We start from the raw sequence: 22,542 nt of genomic DNA on the forward strand, positions 1-22,542 counted from the left end.
GAATGAAAGGGCCGATCGCGACGCCCCGGCCCGGAGAGGCCGTCGGGCGCGCCGTCGATCGGCCGCGCGGGAGGAGCGATCTCAGCTCAATTCGTGTCGGGATCGAGGAGGCTGTGCAGCTGCACGACGAAATAGCGCATATGGGCGTTGTCGACGGTCGCATGCGCTTTCGCCTTCCAGGCGGCGAGCGCGGAGGCGTTGTCCGAATAAATGCCGACGATGTCGAGCTTGGTCGGGTCGCGGAAGGCGACGCCCTGGAGGTCGATCAGCTCGCCTCCGAAAACGAGATGAAGCGCCTGCGGCGCGCCGCCGTTCTGTGTCGTCGTTTCGCTCATATTACGCCCTTGGAAACCGCCCGCGCCAGCGCGAGACTCTCGGGAAAGATCGATTGCGGCGCCGCCACCAGCATATCGCGCCGCAGCTGCGGACGATTATAGCGCAAGGGAAGCCCCTCTAGCTCGGACAGGACGCCGCCCGCCTCGGTGAGTATCACATCGGCCGCGGCAATGTCCCAGTCTTTCGAATCCGCGGAAGCGATGGTGAGATCATTGCGGCCGGAGGCGACATCGGCGACGCGCAGAGCCAGAGAGGGCGTGCGGTCCTGAACCGCGAATTTATATTCGGAGCCGGCGAAGCGCGCCGCCAGGCCGCGCGGCGCCTCCAGCCGTGCGCCCGCCAGAACGGCGCGCGCGGCGACGCGGATCGGCGCGCCATTCAGCGCCGCGCCATGGCCGGCGGCGGCGGCGAAGGTCCATTCCAGCGCCGGCGCGTGAATGACGCCGAGCGTGGGCCGTCCTTGGTCGATCAGCGCGATGGAGACCGCCCAGCGCCTGTCGCCGCGCAGAAAAGCCTGCGTTCCGTCGATCGGATCGACGACCAGCAGCCGGGGGCGAAGCAGACGCTCCTTATTGTCGGCCGTCTCCTCGGAGAGCCAGCCGGCGTCCGGAAACAGCGACAGCGCCGCCTCCTGCAGGAAACGGTCGACCGCCATGTCGGCCTCGGTCACAGGCGAGCCGCCGTCCTTATAAGAGACGGCCGCGCTGGTCTTCTCGCCCGGGCGGAAGAAGCCCATGGCGATCTCGCCCGCTCGCCGCGCGACGGCTTCGAGCTGCGGCAGCTGAGCCGCGAAGTCGGTTGCATTGTCGGCCATTACTATAGTCGTTAAGCGAGCCGAGCCCCTCCCGCAAGGCGGTCTTTTCGGCGAATTGCCGCGAATTTCGACGATCTCGTTTGCCGGGCGCTAACCCAAAGCTCGCGAATCGGTCGAAAAGGCAATGGTTTACGGGCGATTCACCAGCCTTGTTAGCGAGCTTTGCCGCAACCGTCGCCCAACATGCGACCCATGAAACGCGAGACCAGTCGCGAAGGTCACATCTCGGGGAGCGAGCGCATGTTCGAGACCAAAGTCATGGCGGAGACGCAGCTTCAATTCGCCGTTCAGCGCGATCGGCGCGCCGACGGCGGTCAGCGCCAGGTGCGCGTCGGCCGTCGCGATATTCTGATTTCCCGGCGCTTCGCCGGAATGTCCATGATGATCAGCGTGCCGGTACAGGCCTATCGCGGCGTCGCTCTCGATGTCGAGCCGAGCGTGGACGGCGGCGCCTCCTATCGCCTGTCGCTCGCCCATCAGGACCCTGATCTCGACGTCGTTCTCACCGAGACGGCGGATGGCGGCGCGATCTCGGCGGATTGGAAATATTGGGCGTCCTATCTCGATCTGCCGCGCCTTGCTGCGCGCGGCGGCGCGCTCGAGACGATCGATCCGCGCCTCGGCGGCGTCGCGCTGCGCGAGACGATCGCGCGCCGCAAGAACGCCTCCGTCATCAAGCGCCGTCCGCGCTTCTGCGCGCGCCGCAAGCAGGGCGAAGGCGAGCGCATGGCGACGGTCTATCAGGGCGAGCGCGAAATCGTCTGCTATGAATAAGCGAGGATGGCGCTCTGCGCCGCGAGGCCGGCGAAGAGCAGCAGGCCGGCGTCGCGATTGGAGCGGAACAGCATGAGCGCCGTCTGCGGCGCCGCGGACTCGCTGGTCCGATAGACCTGCCAGCAAAAATGCGCCGCATAGGCGGCGAGGCCGATCTGCGCGAAGCCGCCGACATCGGCGGACAGCAGCGCCAATTCCGCGAAGACAGCCGAGCCGAGATAGAGCGCGCCGACCGCGAGGCGCACGCGCGCGCCGAACAGCAGCGCCGTCGAGCGCACGCCCGCTATGGCGTCGTCGCGCTTGTCCTGCAGCGCATAGATCGTGTCGAAGCCGATCGTCCACAAAATCGCCGAGGCGTAGAGGAGGACGGCCGGCAGGCCGAGCCCGCCGGTCAGCGCCGTCCAGCCGAGCAGCGCGCCATAGGCGAACGCGAGCCCCAGCACCGCCTGCGGCCAGGAGGTGACGCGCTTGGCGAAAGGATAGATCAGCACGATCAGCGGCGAGGCGAAGCCGAGCGCGATGGTGAAGCCGTTGAAGGACAGAAGAACGCCGAGCCCGACGAGGCATTGAGCCACGAGAAAGGCGATCGCCGCGCGCAAGGAGACCCGGCCGCTGGCGAGCGGGCGCAGCCGCGTGCGCTCCACTTTCGCGTCGATCTTGCGGTCGACGATGTCATTATAGGTGGAGCCGGCGCCGCGCATGGAGACCGCGCCGATGAAGAAGAGCAGCAGATGCCAGACATTGAGCGGCGCGCCGAGCGCCGCAGCGGCGAGCGCGCTGCCTTGCCAGCAGGGCAGCAGCAGCAGCCACCAGCCGATCGGACGATCGAGGCGGGCGAGCTGCACATAGGGGCGGAGCGGGTCCGGCGCGAGGCGCCAGAGCGGATGGTCGGCGACGGCGTCGGGCAGCCGCGGCTCGTCCTGAGGCTCCGCAGCGCTCACAGCGGGCCGGCGGGCAGCTTCTGCGCCTGCGGGCCGATGCCGGCGGCCGCCTCTTCCTGCATTTTCTTCGCCTTGGCGGCGACCGCGCAGGCCTGGGCGGCGAAAGTCTGCGTCTTGCCGCGCGCCTGCTTGAAACCGTCGACCATAGCGTCGGGAATGTTGCACCATTCCTTGTTCTTATCGATATAGGCGGCCATCTCGGTCTCTATGGAGACGAGCTTGCGCGCCACCGGACAGGCGGCGATCGGGTCCATTTTGCCCTTGGACGCCTTGCCGATATTGTTGAGCGTCTGGATCTGGGACATGCGCCGCTGCGAGAGCTTCTGAAAATCCTCCTGGCAGGACTGGGCCAGAGCGGTCGACGCTCCCGCCGTCGCGAGAAGAATTCCCAATATCGGCGCGCCGGCGATCATGCCTGCAATCGCCCGCGCGTTCTGCGCGATACCGCTCCTTGCCCTCATGGCGGCGTTCCCCTTTTATGGTTTAAGCGGTCTTAGCAAGAGACTTGCGCCCCTTGCAAGCATCCGGCAGTTTCGCGGATAAAGCGGCGGCTTGATGGCGGCCCGCTCTCACCCTCCGGGAAAGCTCGTGTCACGTTATGATTTCTCTGCGCAGAGGCTCTTTGTCGAGGCGCCCCTCGAGGCCGGCGCGCGTATCATTCCGGACGCCGACCGGCTCAATTATCTGTTGAATGTGCTGCGCCTGCGCGAGGGCGACGCGATCTTGCTGTTCAACGGCCGCGACGGCGAATGGCGGGCGAGCCTCGAGGAAGTGGCGAAGCGCAAGGCGATTCTCGTCGTGCAAGAGCGCCTGCGCGAGCAGACCGTCAACGCCGATCTCCATTACTGCTTCGCGCCGCTCAAGCACGCGCGGCTCGACTATATGGCCCAAAAGGCGACAGAGATGGGGGCCGCGCGCCTCGCTCCGATCATCACCCGCCGCACCCAGGCGCGCCGCGTCAATCTGGAGCGCCTCGCCGCCAATGTGGTGGAGGCGGCCGAGCAATGCGGCGTGCTGAGCGTGCCGGAGGTGGTCGAGGAGGTCGCGCTCGAGGCCTATCTCGCCGCGCTCGAGGCGGGGCGGCTGCTCGTCTTCTGCGACGAGGACGCCGAGCACGCCGATCCCGTCACGGCCCTGCGCGCGGCGCCGGCGCATGCGGGCGTCGATGTGCTGGTCGGCCCGGAGGGGGGCTTCGATCCCGCCGAGCGGGAGGCGATCCTCGCCGCGCCGCTCGTCGCGCGCCTCTCTCTCGGCCCGCGCATCCTGCGGGCGGACACGGCCGCCGTCGCGGCGCTGACGGTGGTGCAGGCGGTTCTCGGCGATTGGCGCTGATGGCCTTGCCGAGCGACACGATCCTGCCACGATTGTTCGACCTTATTGGACCTAAGTGGTCGCCGTCGCGTGACCCCTCGCGTCGAAGCGTGCGAAGTAACGAGTTGGTAAACATCGGGCGGCAACATCGAGGGGCGCGCAAGGCGCGTCGACTCGGTTGTTGCGATGCGAGACATTTTCGAGGCTGATCTGCGAATGACCGTTTTCACCGCCGAAGCTCGCGGGCTCGACGTCCGCCGTCTTTTCGCCTGCCTGTGCCTTTGCGCCGTCGTCGGCGCACCGGCCGCGGAGGCGCAGACGACCGGCACGATTCCCGCCGGCGGGCGTTGCGCCCGCTTCGGCGAGGGGTTCGTCCCGGTTTCCGGCTCGGATAATTGCGTTCGTCTCGGCGGCCATGTGCGCGCCGGCGATCTCGGTCCCGGCTGGGGGCAGGGCGGCGTGCGGCCGATCGGCCATTCCTATGTGCGCGCGCCGAGCGCCCCCGGCCTCTATGCGCGCTGAACGCGCGCCATTCGAGCCCTAGAGTCGAAGCGTCCCCTCCCCAGCCCTCCCCCGCTTCGCGGGAGAGGGGGCAGGTTTCGCGTTTCATCGAAGCATCGCGCGGCGTTCGCCGCCTTCCCTCTCCCGCAATAGCGGGGGAGGGTGAGGGAGGGGGCGCAGCGCGTCGCTCCTCTTATAGCAGGCAATCCGTGAAGGCCGGATCGACCGAGCGGCCCCAGCTTCCGTGATAGGCTTCGAGCCGCTGCTGGGCCAAGGTGCGGCCCGTCTCGGCGATCTCCTCCAGCGGCGCGAGATAGATGGTCTCGTCGCGGCCTTGCGCATCCAGCTTCGCCCGCCGGGCGAGGCCGCCGCGGGCCAGAGCCAGCATGTCGCGCGCAATGTCGAGCGCCCGGCGTCCGCCGATGCGCGCCTCCAGGGCGAGGCGCGGAACATCGGCGCGCAGCGCCTCGCGCTCCTCGGCGCTCCAGCCCTCGATCAGCGCCAGAGCGCCGTCCAGCGCCGCGCGATCGTAGAAGAGGCCGACGAAGAGCGCCGGCAGGGCGGTCATATGGGAGCGCGGCCCGCCATCGGCGCCGCGCATCTCGAGATAGCGCTTCAGCCGCGCCTCCGGGAAAATGGCGCCGAGGTGATTGGCCCAGTCCGACATTGTCGCGCGCTCGCCGGGCAAAGCGGCGAGCTTGCCGTCCAACAGGTCGCGGAAGCTGGCGCCGGCGACATCGTGATAGACCTCGCCGCGCTTCACGAAATAAAGCGGCACGTCGAGAGCGTAATCCACATAGCGCTCGAAGCCCATGCCGGACTCGAAGGCGAAGGGCAGCATTCCCGTGCGGTCGCCGTCGGTGTCGCGCCAGATCTCTGAGCGCTGCGACAGGAAGCCGGTCGGCTCGCCGTCGATGAAGGGCGAATTGGCGAAGAGCGCCGTGACCATCGGCTGCAGCGCCAGGCCGACGCGCAGCTTGTCGACCATGTCCTTCTCGGACGTATAGTCGAGATTGACCTGAATGGTCGCCGTGCGGAACATCATGTCGAGGCCGAGCGAGCCGACCTTCGGCATATAGGCGGCCATGATCCCGTAGCGCTGCTTGGGCATCGCCGGGGTCTCGTCGCGCCGCCACTTCGGGCTCGCGCCGAGATCGAGGAAGGAGATGCCGAAGCGGCGCGCCACCGGCTCCAGCGCCGCGAAATGGACGTCGAGCTCGGCCTTCACGCCATGGACGGTGGGCAGGGGCGCGCCGGAGAGCTCGAATTGTCCGCCCGGCTCCAGAGATATGGCTCCTATGCCATGCGGATCGAAGAGGCCGATGATCGCCTCGCGGTCGGTGATCGGCTCCCAGCCGAGCGCTGCGCCCAGCCCTTCCAGCAGATCCTTTATGCCGCCGGCCGGCGACGTATAGGGAACCGGCGCGCGGCTCGCGTCGAAAAACGCGATTTTCTCATGCTCCGTCCCGACATTGAGATCGTCGGGCGTCTTAACGCCAGCCTCGAACCACTCCACGAGCGCATTGCGCGACGTGATCGGCGTCGTATCGTTTACGTCGCGAGCCATCAGCAACTTTCAGTGAGGACCGGCGCAGCGGTCCATATAGGTCGACTTCCCTTTCGGCGGGCGCGAAAGAGCGGGCGCGAACCACAGCGCTTCCGGCGTAGGCGCCGAAGCAATATGCGTTCCGGCTGCTGAATTGGCGGAAAAGCCGCCCGCGCGCAAGACCGCCCCGCCGCGCGCGGCGCCGGGGCGGCGGCTGGCTTAACGCTTTCGAGACGAATTAAGCTTATGTTTCTGTTACCGAGAAGGCCGCGTTTTCGTCCCATGAGACGCAACGCCCGCCACCCGGCCAGACCGCTCGAGGAATTTGATCCATGCCGAATTGCCTGCGACGATTTCTGGCCGACGAGAGCGGAGCGACCACACTCGAATATGCGATGGTCGGCTTTTTTCTCTCGATCGTGATCCTGGCGGCGACGCGCATTATCGGCACCAAGCTCTCGGCGGCCTATTATCTGCCCGTCGCCAATAATCTGACCTGAGCCGTCAGCCCTTCGACGAGGCGAAGATCCGTCCCAGCAATTCGTCGAGCCCGGCCTGCTGCTCGGCGCCGGCGGCGGGCGCGAGCGTCTCGCGAATCTTCGTCAGCGCGGCTTCCAGCGCGTCGGTAGGCTCGGCCGGCGGGGCCGCCTGCGGTTGCGGGGCCGGCTTCGCCCCGAAAAAAGTTCCAAAAAGCGCGCTCAGCCAGCCGCCCGAGGGCGCGGGCGTCGGCGCCGGCGAGGGAGCAGGGGGCTCCGCGGCGCTCTGGCGCTCCAGCGTCGAGCCGAGGCCGCCGGCGGCGACGGAGACGAGAATCGGCAGCAGGCGCTGCAGCACATCGGCGCGCAGGCCGCTGTCGCGCGCAACGAATTGCGAGACCTCGCCGGCGGCCGAGGCGGAGCCGAAGAGATGCGCGACAATGGCGTCGCCGCCTTCGACGCTGGCCTGCGAATGGGCCTCCTCGGCGCTCTCGAAAGCGGCGCGATGGGCGGAATCATTGGCCGCGTCGAGGACGGGGCGCAGCGAATCGGGCGCTTCGGCCGCCTTGCGCAGCGCCGCGACCAGCGCCGGCAGCAGCGATTCGACCGCCGATCGCGTCTGCCAGGACGCGAGGCCGAAGCGATCGGAGAGATTTTCGATGATCTGGCCGCCTTGAGCGGACTGTATTATATCGACGATATTCGACATATTCGCCCCCGTCCCCTCATAGACCGCGAGATGGGCCGCGAGACACTCCGGCATTGGCGCGGCCAGTCTTCGTCGATCGTCCGTGTAGCAGATTTTCGGGCGGCCCGCGAGTGAGCGGACCCTCGGCTTGACACCTTTCCTCACGCGGGACATCACAGCGCGGCGTGTTTCGGCCGCCCCCTTTCGATCAAGAGGCGCTAGAGGATGAATATTCAGCATCGCCCGTCGTCAAAGCCGCCGTTGAAGATTCTGCTGTGCTCGCCGCGGGGCTTTTGCGCCGGCGTCGTGCGCGCGATCGACGCGGTGGAGCGGGCGCTCGCCAAATTCGGTCCGCCCGTCTATGTGCGGCACGAGATCGTCCATAATCGCTATGTGGTCGAGGCGCTGAAGGCCAAGGGCGCGATCTTCGTCGAGGAGCTGGAGGAGGTGCCGGACACCAAGGCGCCGGTGATCTTCTCCGCCCATGGCGTCGCCAAATCCGTTTCCGCCGAGGCCGCCTCGCGCAATCTTCTGGCGATCGACGCCACCTGCCCGCTGGTGACGAAGGTGCATCGCGAGGCGGAAATTCATCACAAGCGCGGGCGAAAAGTGCTGCTCGTCGGCCATTCCGGCCATCCGGAGGTGGTCGGCACCATGGGCCAGCTGCCGCCGGGCGCGGTGGTGCTGGTCGAATCGGTCCAGGCGGTGGCCGAGCTGCAGCTCGAGGATGTGGCCGATCTCGCCTATGTGACGCAGACCACTCTGTCGCTCGACGATTCGCAGGAGATCGTCAGTGCGCTGACGCGGCGCTTCCCGCAGATCGTCGGTCCGCACAAGGAGGACATCTGCTATGCGACCACCAATCGCCAGGGCGCGGTCAAGCAGGTCGCGCCGCAGGTCGATGCGGTGATCGTGGTCGGCTCGCCCAATTCCTCCAACTCGCAGCGCCTGCGCGAGGTGGCGGAGCGCGCCGGCGCGCCCGCCCAGCTCGTCCAGGGCCGCAGCGAGATCGATTGGAGCATGTTCACCGGCATAGGCTCGCTCGGCATCAGCGCCGGGGCCTCGGCGCCGGAGGTGCTCGTCGAGGAGATCATGGAGGCTTTCGCCGAGCGCTATGAGATCTCGGTCGAGACCGTGTCCGCCGCGCTGGAGGATGTCGCCTTCCCGCTTCCCAAGGAGCTGCGCGCGCACGCTTGACGCGCCCGGCTTTTCTCCAACCGCGCGGAACTCATGGCCGTCTACACGGATGTCGACGACGAGGAGCTGATCGGCTTTCTCGCCGGCTACGACCTCGGCGCGCTCTTGTCCTGCAAGGGCATCGCCGAAGGAGTCGAGAACTCCAATTATTACCTGCATACGAGCGCCGGCAGCTTCATCCTCACCCTCTATGAGAAGCGCGTCGCCGAGGCCGATCTGCCCTTCTTCCTGGGGCTGATGGAGCACCTCTCCGCCAAGGGCCTCGGCTGTCCGCAGCCGGTGCGCGACCGCGCCGGCGCGGCGCTGGGGCGGCTGGCGGACCGGCCGGCGGCGATCGTCACTTTTCTCGACGGCTATTCCATCCATCACCCCGAGCCCGCTCATTGCGCGCGGCTCGGCGAAGCGCTGGCGCAATTGCATCTGGCGGGGGCGGATTTTCCGCTGCGTCGCGCCAATGCTTTGTCGGTCGGCGGCTGGCGGCCGCTCTATGCGCCTTTTTCCGCCCGCGCCGGCGAGGTGGCGGAGGATTTGGGCGAGATCGTCGCCACGGAGCTGGAGACGCTGGAGCGCGATTGGCCCCGCGGCCTGCCGGAGGGCGTGATCCACGCCGATCTTTTTCCGGACAATGTGTTCTTCCTCGGCGATCGCGTCTCCGGCCTCATCGATTTCTATTTCGCCTGCGTCGACTCGCTGGCCTATGATCTCGCCATCTGCCTCAACGCTTGGTGCTTCGACGCGGCCGGAAGCTATGACGCCGAGAAGGGCGCCGCGCTGCTGGCGTCTTACGCGCGTGCGCGTCCGCTGACGGCGGCGGAGGTGGAGGCGTTCCCGCTGCTCGCGCGCGGCGCGGCCCTGCGCTTTCTGCTGACGCGCTTCGTCGATTGGTTGAATGTGCCGCCGGGCGCGCTGGTGCGGCCCAAGGACCCGCGCGAATATCTCGCCCGCCTGCGCTTCCACCGGACGATTCGCGCCGCTCGCGACTATGGCCTCAGCGCATGAGCGGGCGCGTCGCCATTTGGACGGATGGAGCCTGCTCCGGCAATCCCGGCCCCGGCGGCTGGGGCGCGATTCTGCGTTTCGGCGAGCGCGAGAAGGAGATTTGCGGCGGCGAGGCGGCGACCACCAATAATCGCATGGAGCTCACCGCCGCGATCGAGGCGCTGGAGGCGCTGACCCGCGCCTGCACTGTCGATCTGCACACGGATTCGCAATATTTGCGCGATGGGATCACCTCCTGGCTCAAGGGCTGGAAGGCGCGCGGCTGGAAGACGGCCGACCGCAAGCCGGTCAAGAATATCGATCTGTGGACACGCCTCGACGCTGCGACCGAGCGTCACGAGATCGCCTGGCATTGGGTGCGCGGGCACGCCGGCGACGAGATGAACGAGCGCGCCGACGCCCTCGCCCGCAAGGGCATGGCGCCGTTTCAGTCGAGATCGCGATGAGCGGGCGAGCGCGCCGATCGCCCCTTGTCGAATGAGACTCTAAATACCATATCGAAGAATGCAGAGCTCTTCTTCTCACTGGGCGCGGCTTCGGCCGCGCCCTTCTTATTGTTTGGAGTGTTTTCGAGCAAAGTGGGAACCGGTTCGCGTGAAGAAAACACGACAGAACAAGGGAATCGAGAGCCTCAATCCAGTGTCAGCGGCAGCTCCACCCCGCCCTTTTCGGTGCGGATCGTCGCGCGGGCTTCGATCGCGCCCTCCAGCTTTCCTTCGCCGAGCTTCAGCTCGAAACCGCCTTTTCCATCGGCCGCGCTGTCGATGATGTAGGGCTCCGGCGCCTCGATGAAGACATCCGCCGCCTTGCCCGGCCCGAGATAGCGCAGCCGCCAGGCGCCCGCGCCGGCGCGCGCGACCTCCACAAATTTCTTGGCCTCGCCGGCGCCGATCGGCCGGGGAACCAAAGTCTCCGCCGCCGCCAGCCGCTCGGCGAAGGGCGAGGCCCCCGCCTCGGGCAGCGCCAGCGAGAGCTTCGCCTTTGCAGGAAGGCAGATTTGCGCACAGGCCGCATAGTCCAGCGCCAGCTTCAGCACGACCGGCGCGCCCGCCTTTTTCGCGGTGACGCGCAGCGGAAAAACCAAGCTCTCGTCATAGCCGGCGACCGTCATTCCGGCCTCGGCGATATGCTTGGGCGCCGGATAGAGCGTCTCCACGGCGGCGACATTCTCCGAGCCCGAGAAATCGAGGACGGGCGGCGCGCCGGCGTCGCCGGGGCTGCGCCAATAGGTGACGGTTCCCGGATCGAGCGCGATCTCGACGCCCAGGCGATAGACGCCGCCGCTCGGCGCGCCGGCCGAGAGGAGACGGGCCGCCGAATGCGCGGCGCGGGCGAAGGGGGTGGCGAAGTCCCCATCCTGCGCGGCCGCTGGCGAGGCGAGCGACGCCAGGGCGAGCGCGGCCGCCGCCAGATTTCGTGCATGCATATCGAGGTCCTCGGGGCGCCCCCCGCGCCGGCTTTTTGCTCAGTCGAACGGCGCTTGTTATGCGTTTGCGCCGCGGGTAGTATGACCCTATGAGCCCGGTCGGCAAGAAACAAGGCCTCGAGAAATCGGCCGCCCGCGCAGCCCGGCGGTCGGCGGGCTCGCGCGGCGCCGGCTCCTCCGTTCCGATCATCCGCGGTCCCGAGGCGGGGCGCGAGACGGGCGCGGGCTCCAAATCTTCCGGCAGGCGTTATCTCGACGGGCAGATGCTCGTGGCGATGCCCGGCATGGTCGACGAGCGTTTCGCGCGCTCGGTCATCTATCTCTGCGCCCATTCGGAAGACGGCGCCATGGGCATTGTCGTCAATCAGCCCTCGCAGGTCCGCAATTTCCCCGATCTTCTTGTGCAGCTGCAGATCATCGCGCCGCAGGAGCGCATCAGCCTGCCCAAGGAGACCGAGACCATACAAGTGCTGCAGGGCGGCCCGGTGCAGACCGACCGCGGCTTCGTGCTGCATTCCTCGGATTTCTTCATCGACAATTCGACGCTGCCGATCGACGATGGCGTGTCCTTGACCGCCACGATCGACATTCTGCGCGCCATCGCCTCTGGCGAGGGGCCTAATCAGGCGCTGCTGGCGCTGGGCTACGCCGGCTGGGACCCCGGCCAGCTCGAGAATGAGATCCAGCACAATGGCTGGCTCAACTGCCCGGCCGATCCTTCCATTTTGTTCGACTCCGATCTCGAGTCGAAATATGCGCGCGCTCTGGGCCTCATCGGCATCGATCTGGCGCGGCTGTCGTCCGCCGCGGGACATGCGTGAAAATCAGCGAATAGAGAGTAGCGAGTAGCGAATAGAGAGGTTTTCTACTCGCTACTCTCTATTCGCTACTCGCTCTATCTCACTCCGCTTCTTGAATTGTCGGCGTCGCAGTCGCCGCCGTCACTTCCGTCTTGGGCGTGCGCTTGAAGGTGGATTTGCGGCCGCGCATCGTCTGCAGGATCTTCGCGCCATTGGAGAAGGCGAGATAGATCATCAGCGGCGGCACCGAGACCATGGTCTTCGCATAATCGGTCAGCGCGCCGCGCTTCAGCGCCAGATAGGGCAGAAGCGTGAAGCCGACCACGACGACCAGCGTCTCGACGCCGATGAACTCCAGCACCGGCAGATAGGGCGTCAGCGAGCCGCGCAGGATCACGCCGAGCAGCAGGCAGATGAGGCCGATCGCCGCCGTCGGAAAAAAGATCTGATGCACGATGAGCACGATTGCCGCGACGCGGCGGGTCAGCGACCAGGGCGCGTTCCACAGCGGCAGAACGGTCTTCTGCGCCACTTGCACGAAGCCGTTGGACCAGCGGCGCTGCTGGCGGCGATAGTCGCGCAGGCCTTCCGGCACTTGGCCGGGAATGGGCGGCTCGGAAACGAAGATGCCATGCCATCCGCCGAGCGCCGCGCGCACGGTGAGGTCCAAATCTTCGCAGAGCGAGTAATCGGACCAGCCGCCGACGGCCTCGATCGTCTGGCGGCGCCAGATGCCGCCGGTGCCGTTGAATTGGAACAGCCAGCCGGCGAGCGCGCGCGTGCGCTGCTCGACGAGGAAATGGCCGTCCTGCACGAGACCTTGCGCGCGCGTCAGCCAATTCTTGCGATAATTGGAGAATTCGCAGCGCGATTGCACGAAGCCGGCGCGATCGTCCTTCACCAGCAGCGGCACTGTGCGGCGCAGCCAATCGGCCGGCGGGCGGAAATCCGCGTCAAGCATGGCGATATAGGGCGCGTCGAAGAGCTTCAGCCCCTCGGCGCAGGCGCCGGCCTTGAAGCCGGAGCGATCGGCGCGGCGCACGTGATGAATGTCGACGCCTCTGGCGCGCAGCTCGATCGCGACCGCTTCCGCGCGCACGGGCGTCTCGTCGGTCGAATCGTCGAGCAGCTGAATATGCAGCCGATCCTTGGGCCAATCGAGCTCGGCGACGCAGCGCAGCGCCTGCTCTGTCACCTCGGCCTCGTTGAAGACGGGGATTTGCAGCAGCACATGCGGCAGCTCATCCTCGGGCAGGACGACGGCCTCGGGATCGCGCGCGCCGCGCAATTGATCGAAGAGGAAGCGGGCGATGATCGCGACGAAGCCGGCGCCGATCGAGATCATGATCAGCGCCGCGACGAGCCAGACGCTATCGACGAGAAACTGCAGAAGAGCGAGGATCAAGCGGTTTTATCCTTCTTCCTTCGCGACTTGCGGCTCCGTCGCGGCGGCGGCCTCGCCGCTGGAGCGCGTGTCGATCGTCGTCCTGGCCCAGACGACCTTGGTGGCCGTCCAAGCGTGCAGCCACACTGCGAACATCAACGCCTCGCGCGAGAGAAAAATCACCGGCGCGGCCCAAGATACCTTCCACCCCTTGGCGATGGAAAGCAGCGTCTCCGAGCTTAGCCACAAACCAAAAGTGACGGTCAAGGCCGCCACGGGCGAGACGTCGACGAGCGGCGCCCCGATCGCCGCCGCGGCGAAGGCCGGCAGCGCCTGGCAGAAAGGCTCGGCCAGGAAGGAGAGAATCTCGTCGTCGCGGCGCACCACGCTCCAGCGCAATTGCCGATTATAGATGTCGACGATATTGCGCTCGCCCAATTCCTGCCGCACCAGCCGATGCGAGAAGACGGTGCGAAGCTTGATGCGGCCCAGCGCCTTGGCGGTGGCGTTGTCCTCGCCCACCGTATGCGCGATCGCCGGAAAGCCGCCGGCGCGCAGAAAATCGCTGCGGCGAAACAGCATGATCTTGCCGACGCCGAAGCCGCCGCCGAGCACGGAGGCCGCGAACAGCATGCGCTGATGCGGGCCGTTCATTATGCCGGCCTCGACCAGCGCGGCGAAATTCTCCGGCCGCGCGGCATAGGGAATAGCGCAAACCATGCCGACGCCGGGCTTCAAATGGCGCATCGTCTCGGCGAGATCGTCCGGCTCCAGCACGATGTTGGAGTCCTTCATGAAGATCACATCATTGCGCGCCGCGTTGACGGGCGCGAAGAGATTGTCGACCTTGGGACTCGCGGCGAAACGCGCCGTGGAGTGCAGGACGCGCGATTCGATCTGCGGATGGCGCGTGAAAATGTCGCGCATCGCCGCAATTGCGGGGGATTCCGCTTCCGTCGCCGAGGCCAGCGCCTCGAATTGTGGATAAGTCTGCGCGAGAGCCGATTCCTGAGCGCGCTCGAAACCCTGGTCGAGCATCTTCACCGGCAGGACGAGAGAGACGGGCGGCTGCTCCCGGCAGGTTCCGCGCCGTGCGATGAGCCAGGGGTGAACGAGCGCCGCCGTCACCGAGAGAAGCAGCAGCAAGGCGGAGCAGGCCCAGAACACAGCCGACAGAACGACGAGCGAATACAGGATGCTGTCGATCACGGCTTCTCCCGTTCATGGGTCTGAGGCACGGACACTTCGAAGAGCCGCATGACCGAATCGACGGTGCGGGGCGGCAGCATCGCAAACAGCTTCATCGCATAATAGACGAAGAGCGGAAAGGCGATCACGGCGGCGCGGCGGTCGAGACCCCGCATGATGATCTCCGCGGCTTTCTCGTCGCTGACCTTGCCGGCCTGCCACGCTTGCAGCTTGTCGGTCATCGGCGTCGCCACGAAGCCGGGGACGATGAGGCTCACATGCACGCCATGCGGGGCGAGAGCGCCACGCAGTGAATCTGCATAGAGGTGAACCGCCGCCTTGCTGGCGCAATAGGCCGGCGAATAGGGCAGGCCGCGCAGCCCGGCCATGGAGCCGACGACGGCGATCTGCCCGCGCCCCCGCGCCGTCATCGCGTCAATGGCGGGCTCCACCGTGTTGAACACGCCGAGCACATTGATCGACAGCGTGCCGCGAACCGCCTCGGGATCCTCGGCGATCTGGCCGCGGGAGAGGCCGGTGGAGACGCCGGCGTTGGCGATGACGATATCGAGCGGCTCGCGCGCATCCGCCGCGGCGATGCGCTCCGCCATGGCGGCGCGGTCGCGCACATCGGCGATGGCGACGTCCACCTCGGCGCCCTTGGCCCGGCAGTCGGCGGCGACCGCCTCCAGCCGCGCGGCGTCGCGGCCGAAGAGGGCGAGGCTGCGCCCCTCCTGCGCATAGCGAAGCGCTAGCGCGCGGCCGATGCCACTGGACGCGCCAGTGACGAGAATGCGCCGCGCGCCGCGCTTCACGGGCGGAGCTTTCGCGGCAGGGTCATCAGCGCCTCGCCGACGATCGCCGGCGCCCGTGTTTCGCCATAGGCCAGAAGTCGCAAGAACACTCCCTCCTGGGGGGATGAGCGCAGCACGCGGGCGGTGAGCGTCACCGCCTCGCCGCGCAGCACCGGCTGCACGAATTTGCCGGAGAGCCGCGCCAGAAACAAATCGCGCCGCCAGGCGCTGAGCAGCGGCTCGAAGGCGGCGAGAAGCTTCATGCCATGGACGGGCGGCGCGGGAAAGCCGATGGCGAGCGCCAGATCATCGTCGAGATGCAGCGGATTGGCGTCGCCGGAGGCCTCCGCATAGGCGGCGAGCGCGGCGGCGTCGAAGGGGCCGATCCGCCAGTCCGGCAGGCGCTCGCCGACCGTGGGCAGATAGGCGCCGCTCACGGGGCGCTCCCGAGGCCGGCGGGGCGCGGCACGATGCGCAGAAGCGTCTCGGCGTGCAGGCGCGGCTCGCCGCCGATCGTCGTGAGGTTGCCGTTGACGGCAAGGCGCGGCGGCTCCGCCTCGCGGCGCATGGAGACGGTCAGATCATAGCTTTCGCCCACGCGCAGCGGCGCGAAATAATGGAAGCTCTGCGACTCGTGCACCGGAACCACATCGGCGTCCGCCAAAAAATCGCGGATCGCGGTCTCGATCTCCTCGGCCGTCATCCACACGGCGGGAAAGGCGACCGGCACGATCTTCTCCAGCGTGTCGGGAAAGCCGGTCTCGCGGCGATAGCGCGCGATGCGCTCCTCATCCGCCACGACGCGCAGCGGGCCGATCCGCGTCTCGCCGCTCTCGGGCGCTTCGGCCATCTAGGCCTCTCCCGCGAGCGCGCGCACGATCAGCACGGCGTTGATCCCGCCAAAGGCGAAGGAGTTGGACATGGCCGTGCGAATCTCGACGCGGCGCGCCTCATTGGGCACGGCGTCGATCGGGCAGCGCGGATCGAAATCGAGGAAATTGATCGTCGGCGGCGCGATCTGCTCCTGCAGCGCGCGGATCGTCAGCGCCAGCTCGAGCCCGGCGCTGGCGCCCAGAGCGTGGCCGTGGATCGGCTTGGTGGAGGAGACCGGCAGATGCGCCGCGCGCTCGCCGAACACGCGGCCGATGGCGGCTGCCTCGGTGACGTCATTGGCGTGGGTCGCCGTTCCATGGGCGTTGAGATAGTCGATCGCCTCCGGCCCCAGCCCGGCGTCGGCGAGGGCCGCCTGCATCGCGCCGATCATCCCGTCGAGATCGGGACGCACGAAATCCTTGGCGTCGCTCGTCGTACCATAGCCGGCGAGCTCGCAGAGCGGCGCATGGCCGCGCTTTTGCGCCGATTCCAGCGTCTCCAGCACGAAGACCGCGGCGCCTTCGCCGAGGCTCATGCCATTGCGGCCCATGGAGAAGGGGCGGCAGAAATCCGGCGTCATCACCCGCAGCCCTTCCCAGGCGCGGATGGTGCCGTTGATGACGCAGGCCTCGGCGCCGCCGACAATGGCGCGGTCCATGAGGCCGAAGCGGATCATCTGCGCGCCGAGACCCACCGCCTGGCTCGCCGAGGAGCAGGCGCTGCCGAGCGCGAAAGTCGGGCCATTGGCGGAGTAGCGCATGCCGAGCGTCGTCGGCGCGGCGCTCGGAATGAGGCGCGGGACGCTGAACGGATCGGGCCTGATGCGCTCCTGATAGTAATGGCGCAGGCCATTGTCGATCGTCGTCATCCCGCCGATGCCGGAGCCGACGATGACGCCGACGCGCGGGCCGGAGAGCTCCTCGCGCGCAAAGCCGGCCTGGGCGACCGCCTCATCGGCGGCCACCAGCGTGAATTGCGTGAACGGATCGCAGAAGGTGAGAAGCGCCTTCTCGAGATATTGCGACGGATCGAAGCCGGGAACCTGCGCCGCGATCCTGATGCGGCCGTCATAGGGATATTCGGTCACGAGCGGCCGGATTTGCGAGACGCCGTCTCGGGCCGCCGTCCACAGCGCCGCGGCGCCGACGCCCGCCGCCGAGACGGCGCCCATGCCCGAAATCACCACTCGACGCTCGCCGACGCCCCCGGACGAAGCGGCCATATTATTGTTTCTCTCTCTCTTTCGACACATATTCGGCGATGGCGTCGATCAATCCCTCGACATTCTTGGCGTCCTGCAGAGCGCCATCCATCGGGATATAGACGTTGAACTTTTCCTCGAGCGCCGTGAGAATCATGACGATATCGACCGATTTGAGGCCGAGGCTCTCGATCGTCGCATCGGGCGTGACCTTTGTGCGGTTGATCATGCCTTCCTTGGCGATGACCTCGATGATCTCTTCGACGAGCTTGGCTTTATCCTGCGGATCTTCAGCCACGTCCACCTCCGTTCAGGGTTTCTCAGCCAGTCGGGCCGCCGCCTCTCGGCGGGCGGCGTCGCGTTCTCGTTAAGGCGCCCCGAGGCGAAAATAAAGCCCGGCGCGGGCGAAGGCTGCGGATATGGGTGGCGGCGCGCGGCGCTTCATGCAAGAAGACGCCCGCAACCCCGTCATTGTTCGAGGCTCGCTCATGAGTTTGCAAGACGCGCCGCTGGCCGGCGTTTTTCCACCGGGAAACGAGGAGGGCTGGCGCAAAATCGTCGACCGGGCGCTCAAGGGCGCGTCCTTCGACCGGCTGATATCCAAGACCTATGACGGGGTGGAGATATCCCCGCTCTATCCGCGCGCGACCGCGCCGGGTCCGCGGGCGCTGCGCGCCACGGCCGGCCGCTGGTCCATTCTGGCGCGGGTCGATGTTTCCGGCGCCGATGCGGCCAACGCCCTCGCGCTCGGCGATCTCGAGGGCGGCGCCGACGGCTTGCACATCGTCTTCGCCGGCGCCCAGGGCGCCTATGGGACGGGCCTTTCCGACGATGGCGAGGACGCGCTCGCCCATGTCTTCGACAAGATCCGCTTCGACTACGGAATTCCCGCGCTGGTGGAGTTTTCCCCAGCCGCGCCGAAAGCGGTGGATACGCTGCTGCGGCTCATCGATCGCGCCCATATAGAGCCCAGCATCACGCGCCTCTCCTTCGGGCTCGATCCTCTCGGCGCGAAGGCGCTGCACGGTTTCGCGCCCGCGCCTTGGGCGCAGGAGAGCAAATCCTTCGCGGCGCGCGCCAAGAGCCTCGCGGCCGCCGGCTATCGTTTCGGGACCGTCGCCGCCGACGCCCGCGTGATCCATGCCGCCGGCGGGACGGAGGCGCAGGAGCTCGGCTTCGCGCTCGCCGCCGCGCTCGCCTATCTGCGCGCCCTCGAGGAGGGCGGCGTCGCGCTCGACGAAGCGCGCGGGCTGCTCGCCTTCCGCCTCGCGGCGGACGCCGATGAATTCGTCACCATCGCCAAGTTCCGCGCTCTGCGGCGGCTGTTCGCGCGCGTGGAGGAGGCTTGCGGCCTCACGCCGGCGCCGATCTTCGTCCATGCGGAAACGGCGTGGCGCATGATGACGCGGCGCGATCCCTGGACCAATCTGCTGCGCGCGACGCTCGCCTCTTTCGGTGCGGCGATCGGCGGCGCCGACGCCGTGACCGTTCTGCCCTTCACGCAGGCGCTCGGCGCGCCGGATGATTTCGCCCGTCGCCTCGCCCGCGACACGCAGCTGGTGCTGCAGGACGAATCCCACATCTATGCGGTGGACGATCCGGCGAGCGGCTCCGGCGGCATGGAGGCGCTGACCGAGGCGCTCTGCGAGCGCGGCTGGGCGGAGTTCCAGAGCCTCGAGGCCGAGGGCGGTCTCGCCGCGGCTCTCGAGAAGGGCTCCTTCCAGGGCCGCATCGCCGAGGTCGCCGGCAAGCGTGCGCAGAATGTCGCGCGCTCGCGCGACAAGATCACCGGCTCCAACGCTTTTCCCGATATCGGCGAAGCGCCGGTGGCGACGCTGGCGCCTTTCGACGCCTCGCTCGCCGAGGCCCCCGCGCCGGCCGGCGCGCTGAAATCGCCGCCTCTGCGGCCGCGTCGTCTCGCCGAGCCTTTCGAGACGCTGCGCGATCGTTCCGACGCCGCGGCGGCGAAGGGCGCGCGGCCGCGCATCTTCCTCGCCAATCTCGGCGCGGTGGCGGTGTTCACGGCCCGCGCCAATTTCGCCAAGAATTTTTTCGAGGCGGGCGGCATAGAGGCCGTGTTCGGCGAGGAGGGCGCGGATATCGCGGCGGCCTTCCGCGCGAGCGGCGCGAAGCTCGCATGCATTTGCTCGTCCGACGCGATTTATGCGGAAAAAGCGGTCGAGGCGGCGCGCGATCTCGCCGCGGCGGGCGCGCGGGTCTATCTCGCCGGCCGGCCGGGAGAGCTCGAGACGGCGCTCAGAGCGGCGGGCGTTGCAGAATTTATTTACGCCGGCGGCGATATGTTCGACACGCTGCAACGTGCGTGCGAGGAGGCCGGGTGATGCGTTGGCTGGGGACTTTCGTTTTTGCTTCGATGATGGCGGTCGGCGCCGCGCAGGCGGCCCCGCGCGAATCGGCGAGCGCTGCGCCCGAGGCAAGCCGCTATGACGGCGGCTGGGTGTTCGAGGCGCGCACGACGGTCGGCTCCTGCCCGGGGCTGCTGCCCGACTCCATCGAGATTCGCGGCGATCTGCTCGTCGGCACGCAGGCCGGCGCCGCGGCGCTCGCGGCCGGCCGCATGGCGCATTGGGGCTATGTGGAAAGCGACGGCGCCATTATGACGCGCTTCACCACGCAGGGCGGCCATGTCGCGCGCGCTCACGGCAATCTGCGCGGCAACACCGGGCAGGGCGCATGGTCCTCTTCCACCGATAAATGTGGCGGCACATGGCGCGCCCATCGCGGCGGCGCCCAGCGCGCGGGGAATTGATCTTTCGCGGCCTTCGCCGTCTCTGCGCGCGTCGTAAAGAGTCGCGCGTAGGCTCTCCTCGCAGCGGCGAAAAACGCTGTCGTTCAGCGCTCCGCGCGACAATCCAGAGCATTGGCGCAGAGCCGCGCATGCTGCAAAACATCGCGAGCGTGACGATGCGCGCTGCACTTTTTTCAGCGCGGCCGATCTGTCATTCGTGATCGCCGCGCCAGTAGAGCCGCGCTCCATTGCGGCCACGCCGGCGATTTCAGTCATGTTGCAGCGCAATGATATTGCACGCGCGCGCGCCATTGCTTCGGCGCGGGAGTCCTTTGTGGACAGCACCCGCTACGCCATGAGATAAACGGGCCAGCCTTCAGGTTTCGGAGCGATGGTGGCCTATGCCAAAGATTGTCGACTGTGTCATCGGATTCAACGAAATTGACATGCTTATGGTGCGGGTCGCCGAGCTCACCAATGTGGTCGACGCTTTCGTCGTCGTTGAATCCTCGAAGACGCATACCGGCGCGGCCAAGCCGATATTGCTCCGTGACGCGGTCGCCGAGCTGCGCGACGCCGGCTATGACATTCTCCATTATTTGATCGACGACATGCCCGGCTCCTTCGGCAGCGCGCGCGAGCTCGGATGGATCGTCGAAAATCTGCAGAGAAACTGCATTCTGCGTCCCCTCTCCTTGATGGGCCTTCCCGACGACGCCATCATCATGGTGTCGGATATAGACGAGATTCCGCGCGCCGAATGCGTGAAGCAGCTTCCCGCGCTGCTCGACAATCCGCGCAACATCGCCATTTTCGAGATGGTGATGAAGAAATATTTCGTGAACAATGAGACCATCAGCCACTTCAACAATCTGCCTTGGCTCGGCACGGTCGCCTGCCAATATGGCCTGCTGAAGAACATCATGCCGCAAGGCGCGCGCATCGGCGATCCGATCAGCCCGCGCAGCGGCTGTCTCAATCTCGGCTATGACCGAGAGCTCTATTCCTATGAGCGCAGAGTGCCGAATGGCGGCTGGCATTTCTCCAGCATGGGCGGCATGGAGGCGCTCGCGCTGAAGATGCAATCGATCGTCGAGCGCACGCGCGACAACACGGAGGCGGTGGCGAAGCCGACGCGCTTCGGCAAGCACAATCATCGCGGCTTCCGCGAGTCGAACGCCGAGGTCGTCGCCAAATTCCTGGCCGAGCACACGCCCGAGCTGAAGAATGTGAATTCGCCGACCCTGAAGGATGTCGCCGAGCTCGACATTCCCGATGTGCTGAAGACGTCGCCGCGTCAATTCGACTTTCTGTTCTATTTCACCGAAGCGATCGACGAGAACAGCGCGCCCATCGATGAGCTGCCGCCGATCGAGAAGCTCGCCTATCCCGGACCGCTGCTCAATTACGCGCCCAACTCCATCGAGCGGATTCGCGGGCATATGAGCCTCGCCGGAAAGAATGTGCTGCTCGTCGGCTATTCGGAGGCGCAGGCGCAATCGCTGATGGAGCAGGAGAACATCGCCTCGGCCAAGCGCCTCGCTCTGTGGGAAGACCACATCGACGCGCAAGGCTCCGCCTTCCCGGTCATCATCGGCGATATTTGCGGCCGCACCTCATTCGACGACAGCTCCTTCGACGCTGTGGTCTTCATGTCGGTGTGGGAGCATATGCACGATATTGAAGGCGCGTGCCGCGAATCGGCGCGCCTCACCAGGAATGGCGGCGTCGTCTTCACCGAGTTCGGCCCGGTCTGGACGGGCGCGACCGGCCATCATCTCTATCTCGACGGCGGCAATCCGGCGCTCGATTTCACGCAGCGTCAGCTGCCGAGCCATATGCATCTGCTCTATGATCGCGAGACGATCGCGCGTTATCTCTCGGATCATCGCGGCATTCATCCGCATCACGCGGATCGCGCGGTCGAGTTCATCTTCGACTCCGACAACATCAATCGTCAGCCCGCGCCCGCCTATTTCAAGGCGGCTCAGCACTTCCGTCCGATTGTGACCGAGGATTATGTGTCGCCGGTGCGGTCGGACATTCTGCGCCATTTGCGCGCGCGCTGGCCGCAGATCGATCGCTTCGATCTCGATGGCGGCGCATGGGCCTTCGCCGTCGACAAGCCGTCCTAAAGACGCGAGAGCGTTTCCAGCCGAAGTAGACGCCGGTTCAGCTGAAGAAGCCACGGAACAGCCAAGCGACGCCGGCGAAACCCGCGAGACCGAGCGCGACGACCATCGTCGCCGCCGGCGCGCGCGCCATCGTCGGATTGCTCGACAGCAGGACGCGTCCGACGAAGCTCGTGGCGAAAGCTGCGGCGACCAGGGTCGCGACGATCAATGAGATCATCTCGCCGAGCCCGCAGCGCGGTTCGCTCGGGTGGTCGAAGAGCGGCCGCGCCAAAAACGCGATGACTGCGAGCCAGAGGATCGACACGGCGGCGAGCGAGCGCCATCCGCGCGTCGCGAGCACCGAAGCGAAGGGAATGAGATAGAATGCGAGCAGGAGCAGGATCGTGAGCGCCTGCTCCCAACGCATTCG

At 66.9% G+C, this 22,542-nt stretch carries 26 protein-coding genes; 11 read left to right on the top strand and 15 right to left on the bottom strand.

What is annotated here, in order from left to right; genetic code table 11:
- Window positions 1-86 precede the first annotated feature (86 nt).
- Both METLW3_RS0103960 and METLW3_RS0103965 read right to left on the bottom strand, forming a co-directional pair.
- Window positions 87-335 (bottom strand): DUF4170 domain-containing protein, encoded by a 249-nt coding sequence (locus METLW3_RS0103960; protein ID WP_024878692.1) that lies wholly within the window; start codon window positions 333-335, stop codon window positions 87-89.
- The gene (locus tag METLW3_RS0103965) at window positions 332-1,150 is read right to left on the bottom strand and encodes a 3'(2'),5'-bisphosphate nucleotidase CysQ (protein ID WP_024878693.1); all 819 of its coding nucleotides are present in this window, start codon (window positions 1,148-1,150) and stop codon (window positions 332-334) included. Before METLW3_RS0103965 ends, METLW3_RS0103960 begins: the two co-directional genes overlap by 4 nt.
- Window positions 1,151-1,390: 240 nt before the next feature.
- Between METLW3_RS0103965 and METLW3_RS0103970 the strand changes: the two genes are divergently transcribed.
- Entirely contained in the window at window positions 1,391-1,924 is a 534-nt protein-coding gene (locus METLW3_RS0103970) for a DUF6101 family protein (protein WP_024878694.1), read from the top strand.
- Here METLW3_RS0103970 and ubiA read toward each other — a convergent pair.
- Entirely contained in the window at window positions 1,915-2,865 is a 951-nt protein-coding gene (ubiA, locus tag METLW3_RS0103975; protein ID WP_024878695.1) for a 4-hydroxybenzoate octaprenyltransferase, read from the bottom strand. The two genes, METLW3_RS0103970 and ubiA, sit on opposite strands and share 10 nt — an antisense overlap.
- Window positions 2,862-3,326, bottom strand: a complete 465-nt coding sequence (locus tag METLW3_RS0103980; protein WP_245267225.1) for a hypothetical protein — start codon at window positions 3,324-3,326, stop codon at window positions 2,862-2,864. The genes ubiA and METLW3_RS0103980 overlap by 4 nt, the downstream gene beginning before the upstream one ends.
- 127 nt (window positions 3,327-3,453) lie before the next feature.
- On the opposite strand from METLW3_RS0103980, the gene METLW3_RS0103985 reads away from it, so the two are divergent.
- Complete coding sequence (locus METLW3_RS0103985) at window positions 3,454-4,197, top strand: 16S rRNA (uracil(1498)-N(3))-methyltransferase (RefSeq protein WP_024878697.1); 744 nt, start codon at window positions 3,454-3,456, stop codon at window positions 4,195-4,197.
- Between the two features lie 195 nt (window positions 4,198-4,392).
- Window positions 4,393-4,698, top strand: a complete 306-nt coding sequence (locus tag METLW3_RS0103990; RefSeq protein WP_157096058.1) for a hypothetical protein — start codon at window positions 4,393-4,395, stop codon at window positions 4,696-4,698.
- Between the two features lie 172 nt (window positions 4,699-4,870).
- On the opposite strand, the gene METLW3_RS0103995 is transcribed toward METLW3_RS0103990, so the two are convergent.
- On the bottom strand, window positions 4,871-6,244 hold the full coding sequence (locus tag METLW3_RS0103995) for a glutamate--cysteine ligase (RefSeq protein WP_024878699.1): 1,374 nt from the start codon (window positions 6,242-6,244) through the stop codon (window positions 4,871-4,873).
- Between the two features lie 311 nt (window positions 6,245-6,555).
- On the opposite strand from METLW3_RS0103995, the gene METLW3_RS0104000 reads away from it, so the two are divergent.
- Window positions 6,556-6,723, top strand: coding sequence for a pilus assembly protein (locus METLW3_RS0104000; protein ID WP_024878700.1), 168 nt, complete (start codon window positions 6,556-6,558; stop codon window positions 6,721-6,723).
- Window positions 6,724-6,727: 4 nt separating this feature from the next.
- Here METLW3_RS0104000 and METLW3_RS26700 read toward each other — a convergent pair whose 3' ends face one another.
- The gene (locus METLW3_RS26700) at window positions 6,728-7,462 is read right to left on the bottom strand and encodes a DUF937 domain-containing protein (RefSeq protein WP_024878701.1); all 735 of its coding nucleotides are present in this window, start codon (window positions 7,460-7,462) and stop codon (window positions 6,728-6,730) included.
- Between the two features lie 150 nt (window positions 7,463-7,612).
- On the opposite strand from METLW3_RS26700, the gene ispH reads away from it, so the two are divergent.
- From ispH to rnhA, 3 genes are read left to right on the top strand one after another with little or no spacing between them, the layout of a single operon-like run.
- Complete coding sequence (gene ispH, locus METLW3_RS0104010) at window positions 7,613-8,584, top strand: 4-hydroxy-3-methylbut-2-enyl diphosphate reductase (RefSeq protein ID WP_024878702.1); 972 nt, start codon at window positions 7,613-7,615, stop codon at window positions 8,582-8,584.
- A gap of 33 nt (window positions 8,585-8,617) precedes the next feature.
- Window positions 8,618-9,583: a homoserine kinase gene (thrB, locus tag METLW3_RS0104015; protein ID WP_024878703.1), complete on the top strand. Its 966-nt coding sequence runs from the start codon at window positions 8,618-8,620 to the stop codon at window positions 9,581-9,583.
- The gene (gene rnhA, locus METLW3_RS0104020) at window positions 9,580-10,029 is read left to right on the top strand and encodes a ribonuclease HI (RefSeq protein ID WP_024878704.1); all 450 of its coding nucleotides are present in this window, start codon (window positions 9,580-9,582) and stop codon (window positions 10,027-10,029) included. The genes thrB and rnhA overlap by 4 nt, the downstream gene beginning before the upstream one ends.
- A 185-nt stretch (window positions 10,030-10,214) precedes the next feature.
- On the opposite strand, the gene METLW3_RS0104025 is transcribed toward rnhA, so the two are convergent.
- Complete coding sequence (locus METLW3_RS0104025) at window positions 10,215-11,009, bottom strand: protein-disulfide reductase DsbD domain-containing protein (RefSeq protein ID WP_024878705.1); 795 nt, start codon at window positions 11,007-11,009, stop codon at window positions 10,215-10,217.
- Window positions 11,010-11,272: 263 nt separating this feature from the next.
- Here METLW3_RS0104025 and METLW3_RS0104030 point away from each other — a divergent pair, with 263 nt between their 5' ends.
- Window positions 11,273-11,830 (top strand): YqgE/AlgH family protein, encoded by a 558-nt coding sequence (locus METLW3_RS0104030; RefSeq protein WP_245267433.1) that lies wholly within the window; start codon window positions 11,273-11,275, stop codon window positions 11,828-11,830.
- Between the two features lie 79 nt (window positions 11,831-11,909).
- On the opposite strand, the gene METLW3_RS0104035 is transcribed toward METLW3_RS0104030, so the two are convergent.
- From METLW3_RS0104035 to METLW3_RS0104065, 7 genes are read right to left on the bottom strand one after another with little or no spacing between them, the layout of a single operon-like run.
- Window positions 11,910-13,214 carry a glycosyltransferase family 2 protein gene (locus METLW3_RS0104035; protein WP_024878707.1) on the bottom strand — a complete coding sequence of 435 codons (1,305 nt, stop codon included), beginning with the start codon at window positions 13,212-13,214 and terminating at the stop codon, window positions 11,910-11,912.
- Between the two features lie 6 nt (window positions 13,215-13,220).
- The gene (locus METLW3_RS0104040; RefSeq protein ID WP_026600159.1) at window positions 13,221-14,402 is read right to left on the bottom strand and encodes a glycosyltransferase; all 1,182 of its coding nucleotides are present in this window, start codon (window positions 14,400-14,402) and stop codon (window positions 13,221-13,223) included.
- Window positions 14,399-15,196: an SDR family NAD(P)-dependent oxidoreductase gene (locus tag METLW3_RS0104045; protein WP_024878709.1), complete on the bottom strand. Its 798-nt coding sequence runs from the start codon at window positions 15,194-15,196 to the stop codon at window positions 14,399-14,401. The genes METLW3_RS0104040 and METLW3_RS0104045 overlap by 4 nt, the downstream gene beginning before the upstream one ends.
- Entirely contained in the window at window positions 15,193-15,612 is a 420-nt protein-coding gene (locus METLW3_RS0104050) for a MaoC/PaaZ C-terminal domain-containing protein (RefSeq protein ID WP_024878710.1), read from the bottom strand. Before METLW3_RS0104050 ends, METLW3_RS0104045 begins: the two co-directional genes overlap by 4 nt.
- Window positions 15,609-16,025, bottom strand: coding sequence for a hypothetical protein (locus METLW3_RS0104055; protein WP_024878711.1), 417 nt, complete (start codon window positions 16,023-16,025; stop codon window positions 15,609-15,611). The genes METLW3_RS0104050 and METLW3_RS0104055 overlap by 4 nt, the downstream gene beginning before the upstream one ends.
- Window positions 16,026-17,270, bottom strand: coding sequence for a beta-ketoacyl-[acyl-carrier-protein] synthase family protein (locus METLW3_RS0104060; protein WP_024878712.1), 1,245 nt, complete (start codon window positions 17,268-17,270; stop codon window positions 16,026-16,028).
- A 1-nt stretch (window position 17,271) separates the two neighbouring features.
- A complete protein-coding gene (locus METLW3_RS0104065; RefSeq protein WP_024878713.1) occupies window positions 17,272-17,547 on the bottom strand; it encodes a phosphopantetheine-binding protein in 276 nt (91 codons plus the stop codon).
- A 190-nt stretch (window positions 17,548-17,737) separates the two neighbouring features.
- On the opposite strand from METLW3_RS0104065, the gene METLW3_RS0104070 reads away from it, so the two are divergent.
- The 3 genes from METLW3_RS0104070 to METLW3_RS0104085 all read left to right on the top strand — a co-directional run bounded on the left by METLW3_RS0104070 (window position 17,738) and on the right by METLW3_RS0104085 (window position 22,133).
- Window positions 17,738-19,591: a methylmalonyl-CoA mutase family protein gene (locus METLW3_RS0104070; protein ID WP_024878714.1), complete on the top strand. Its 1,854-nt coding sequence runs from the start codon at window positions 17,738-17,740 to the stop codon at window positions 19,589-19,591.
- The gene (locus METLW3_RS25085; RefSeq protein WP_036291399.1) at window positions 19,591-20,019 is read left to right on the top strand and encodes a hypothetical protein; all 429 of its coding nucleotides are present in this window, start codon (window positions 19,591-19,593) and stop codon (window positions 20,017-20,019) included. Before METLW3_RS0104070 ends, METLW3_RS25085 begins: the two co-directional genes overlap by 1 nt.
- A 380-nt stretch (window positions 20,020-20,399) precedes the next feature.
- Window positions 20,400-22,133 carry a methyltransferase domain-containing protein gene (locus METLW3_RS0104085; RefSeq protein WP_036308629.1) on the top strand — a complete coding sequence of 578 codons (1,734 nt, stop codon included), beginning with the start codon at window positions 20,400-20,402 and terminating at the stop codon, window positions 22,131-22,133.
- Between the two features lie 37 nt (window positions 22,134-22,170).
- Here the strand turns inward: METLW3_RS0104085 and METLW3_RS0104090 are convergent, their stop codons facing one another.
- The gene (locus METLW3_RS0104090; protein WP_024878717.1) at window positions 22,171-22,539 is read right to left on the bottom strand and encodes a hypothetical protein; all 369 of its coding nucleotides are present in this window, start codon (window positions 22,537-22,539) and stop codon (window positions 22,171-22,173) included.
- Window positions 22,540-22,542: the final 3 nt, after the last annotated feature.

This window comes from Methylosinus sp. LW3 (assembly GCF_000527115.1).
In the GTDB taxonomy this organism is placed as follows: Bacteria; Pseudomonadota; Alphaproteobacteria; order Rhizobiales; family Beijerinckiaceae; genus Methylosinus.

Bases quoted from the DNA above. Each gene is read 5' to 3' on its own strand.
- METLW3_RS0103960 (WP_024878692.1), bottom strand. From the start codon at position 335: ATGAGCGAAACGACGACACAGAACGGCGGCGCGCCGCAGGCGCTTCAT.
- METLW3_RS0103965 (WP_024878693.1), bottom strand. From the start codon at position 1,150: ATGGCCGACAATGCAACCGACTTCGCGGCTCAGCTGCCGCAGCTCGAA.
- METLW3_RS0103970 (WP_024878694.1), top strand. From the start codon at position 1,391: ATGTTCGAGACCAAAGTCATGGCGGAGACGCAGCTTCAATTCGCCGTT.
- METLW3_RS0103980 (WP_245267225.1), bottom strand. From the start codon at position 3,326: ATGAGGGCAAGGAGCGGTATCGCGCAGAACGCGCGGGCGATTGCAGGC.
- METLW3_RS0103990 (WP_157096058.1), top strand. From the start codon at position 4,393: ATGACCGTTTTCACCGCCGAAGCTCGCGGGCTCGACGTCCGCCGTCTT.
- METLW3_RS0103995 (WP_024878699.1), bottom strand. From the start codon at position 6,244: ATGGCTCGCGACGTAAACGATACGACGCCGATCACGTCGCGCAATGCG.
- METLW3_RS0104000 (WP_024878700.1), top strand. From the start codon at position 6,556: ATGCCGAATTGCCTGCGACGATTTCTGGCCGACGAGAGCGGAGCGACC.
- METLW3_RS26700 (WP_024878701.1), bottom strand. From the start codon at position 7,462: ATGCCGGAGTGTCTCGCGGCCCATCTCGCGGTCTATGAGGGGACGGGG.
- ispH (WP_024878702.1), top strand. From the start codon at position 7,613: ATGAATATTCAGCATCGCCCGTCGTCAAAGCCGCCGTTGAAGATTCTG.
- thrB (WP_024878703.1), top strand. From the start codon at position 8,618: ATGGCCGTCTACACGGATGTCGACGACGAGGAGCTGATCGGCTTTCTC.
- rnhA (WP_024878704.1), top strand. From the start codon at position 9,580: ATGAGCGGGCGCGTCGCCATTTGGACGGATGGAGCCTGCTCCGGCAAT.
- METLW3_RS0104025 (WP_024878705.1), bottom strand. From the start codon at position 11,009: ATGCATGCACGAAATCTGGCGGCGGCCGCGCTCGCCCTGGCGTCGCTC.
- METLW3_RS0104030 (WP_245267433.1), top strand. From the start codon at position 11,273: ATGCTCGTGGCGATGCCCGGCATGGTCGACGAGCGTTTCGCGCGCTCG.
- METLW3_RS0104055 (WP_024878711.1), bottom strand. From the start codon at position 16,025: ATGGCCGAAGCGCCCGAGAGCGGCGAGACGCGGATCGGCCCGCTGCGC.
- METLW3_RS0104060 (WP_024878712.1), bottom strand. From the start codon at position 17,270: ATGGCCGCTTCGTCCGGGGGCGTCGGCGAGCGTCGAGTGGTGATTTCG.
- METLW3_RS0104070 (WP_024878714.1), top strand. From the start codon at position 17,738: ATGAGTTTGCAAGACGCGCCGCTGGCCGGCGTTTTTCCACCGGGAAAC.
- METLW3_RS25085 (WP_036291399.1), top strand. From the start codon at position 19,591: ATGCGTTGGCTGGGGACTTTCGTTTTTGCTTCGATGATGGCGGTCGGC.
- METLW3_RS0104085 (WP_036308629.1), top strand. From the start codon at position 20,400: ATGCCAAAGATTGTCGACTGTGTCATCGGATTCAACGAAATTGACATG.
- METLW3_RS0104090 (WP_024878717.1), bottom strand. From the start codon at position 22,539: ATGCGTTGGGAGCAGGCGCTCACGATCCTGCTCCTGCTCGCATTCTAT.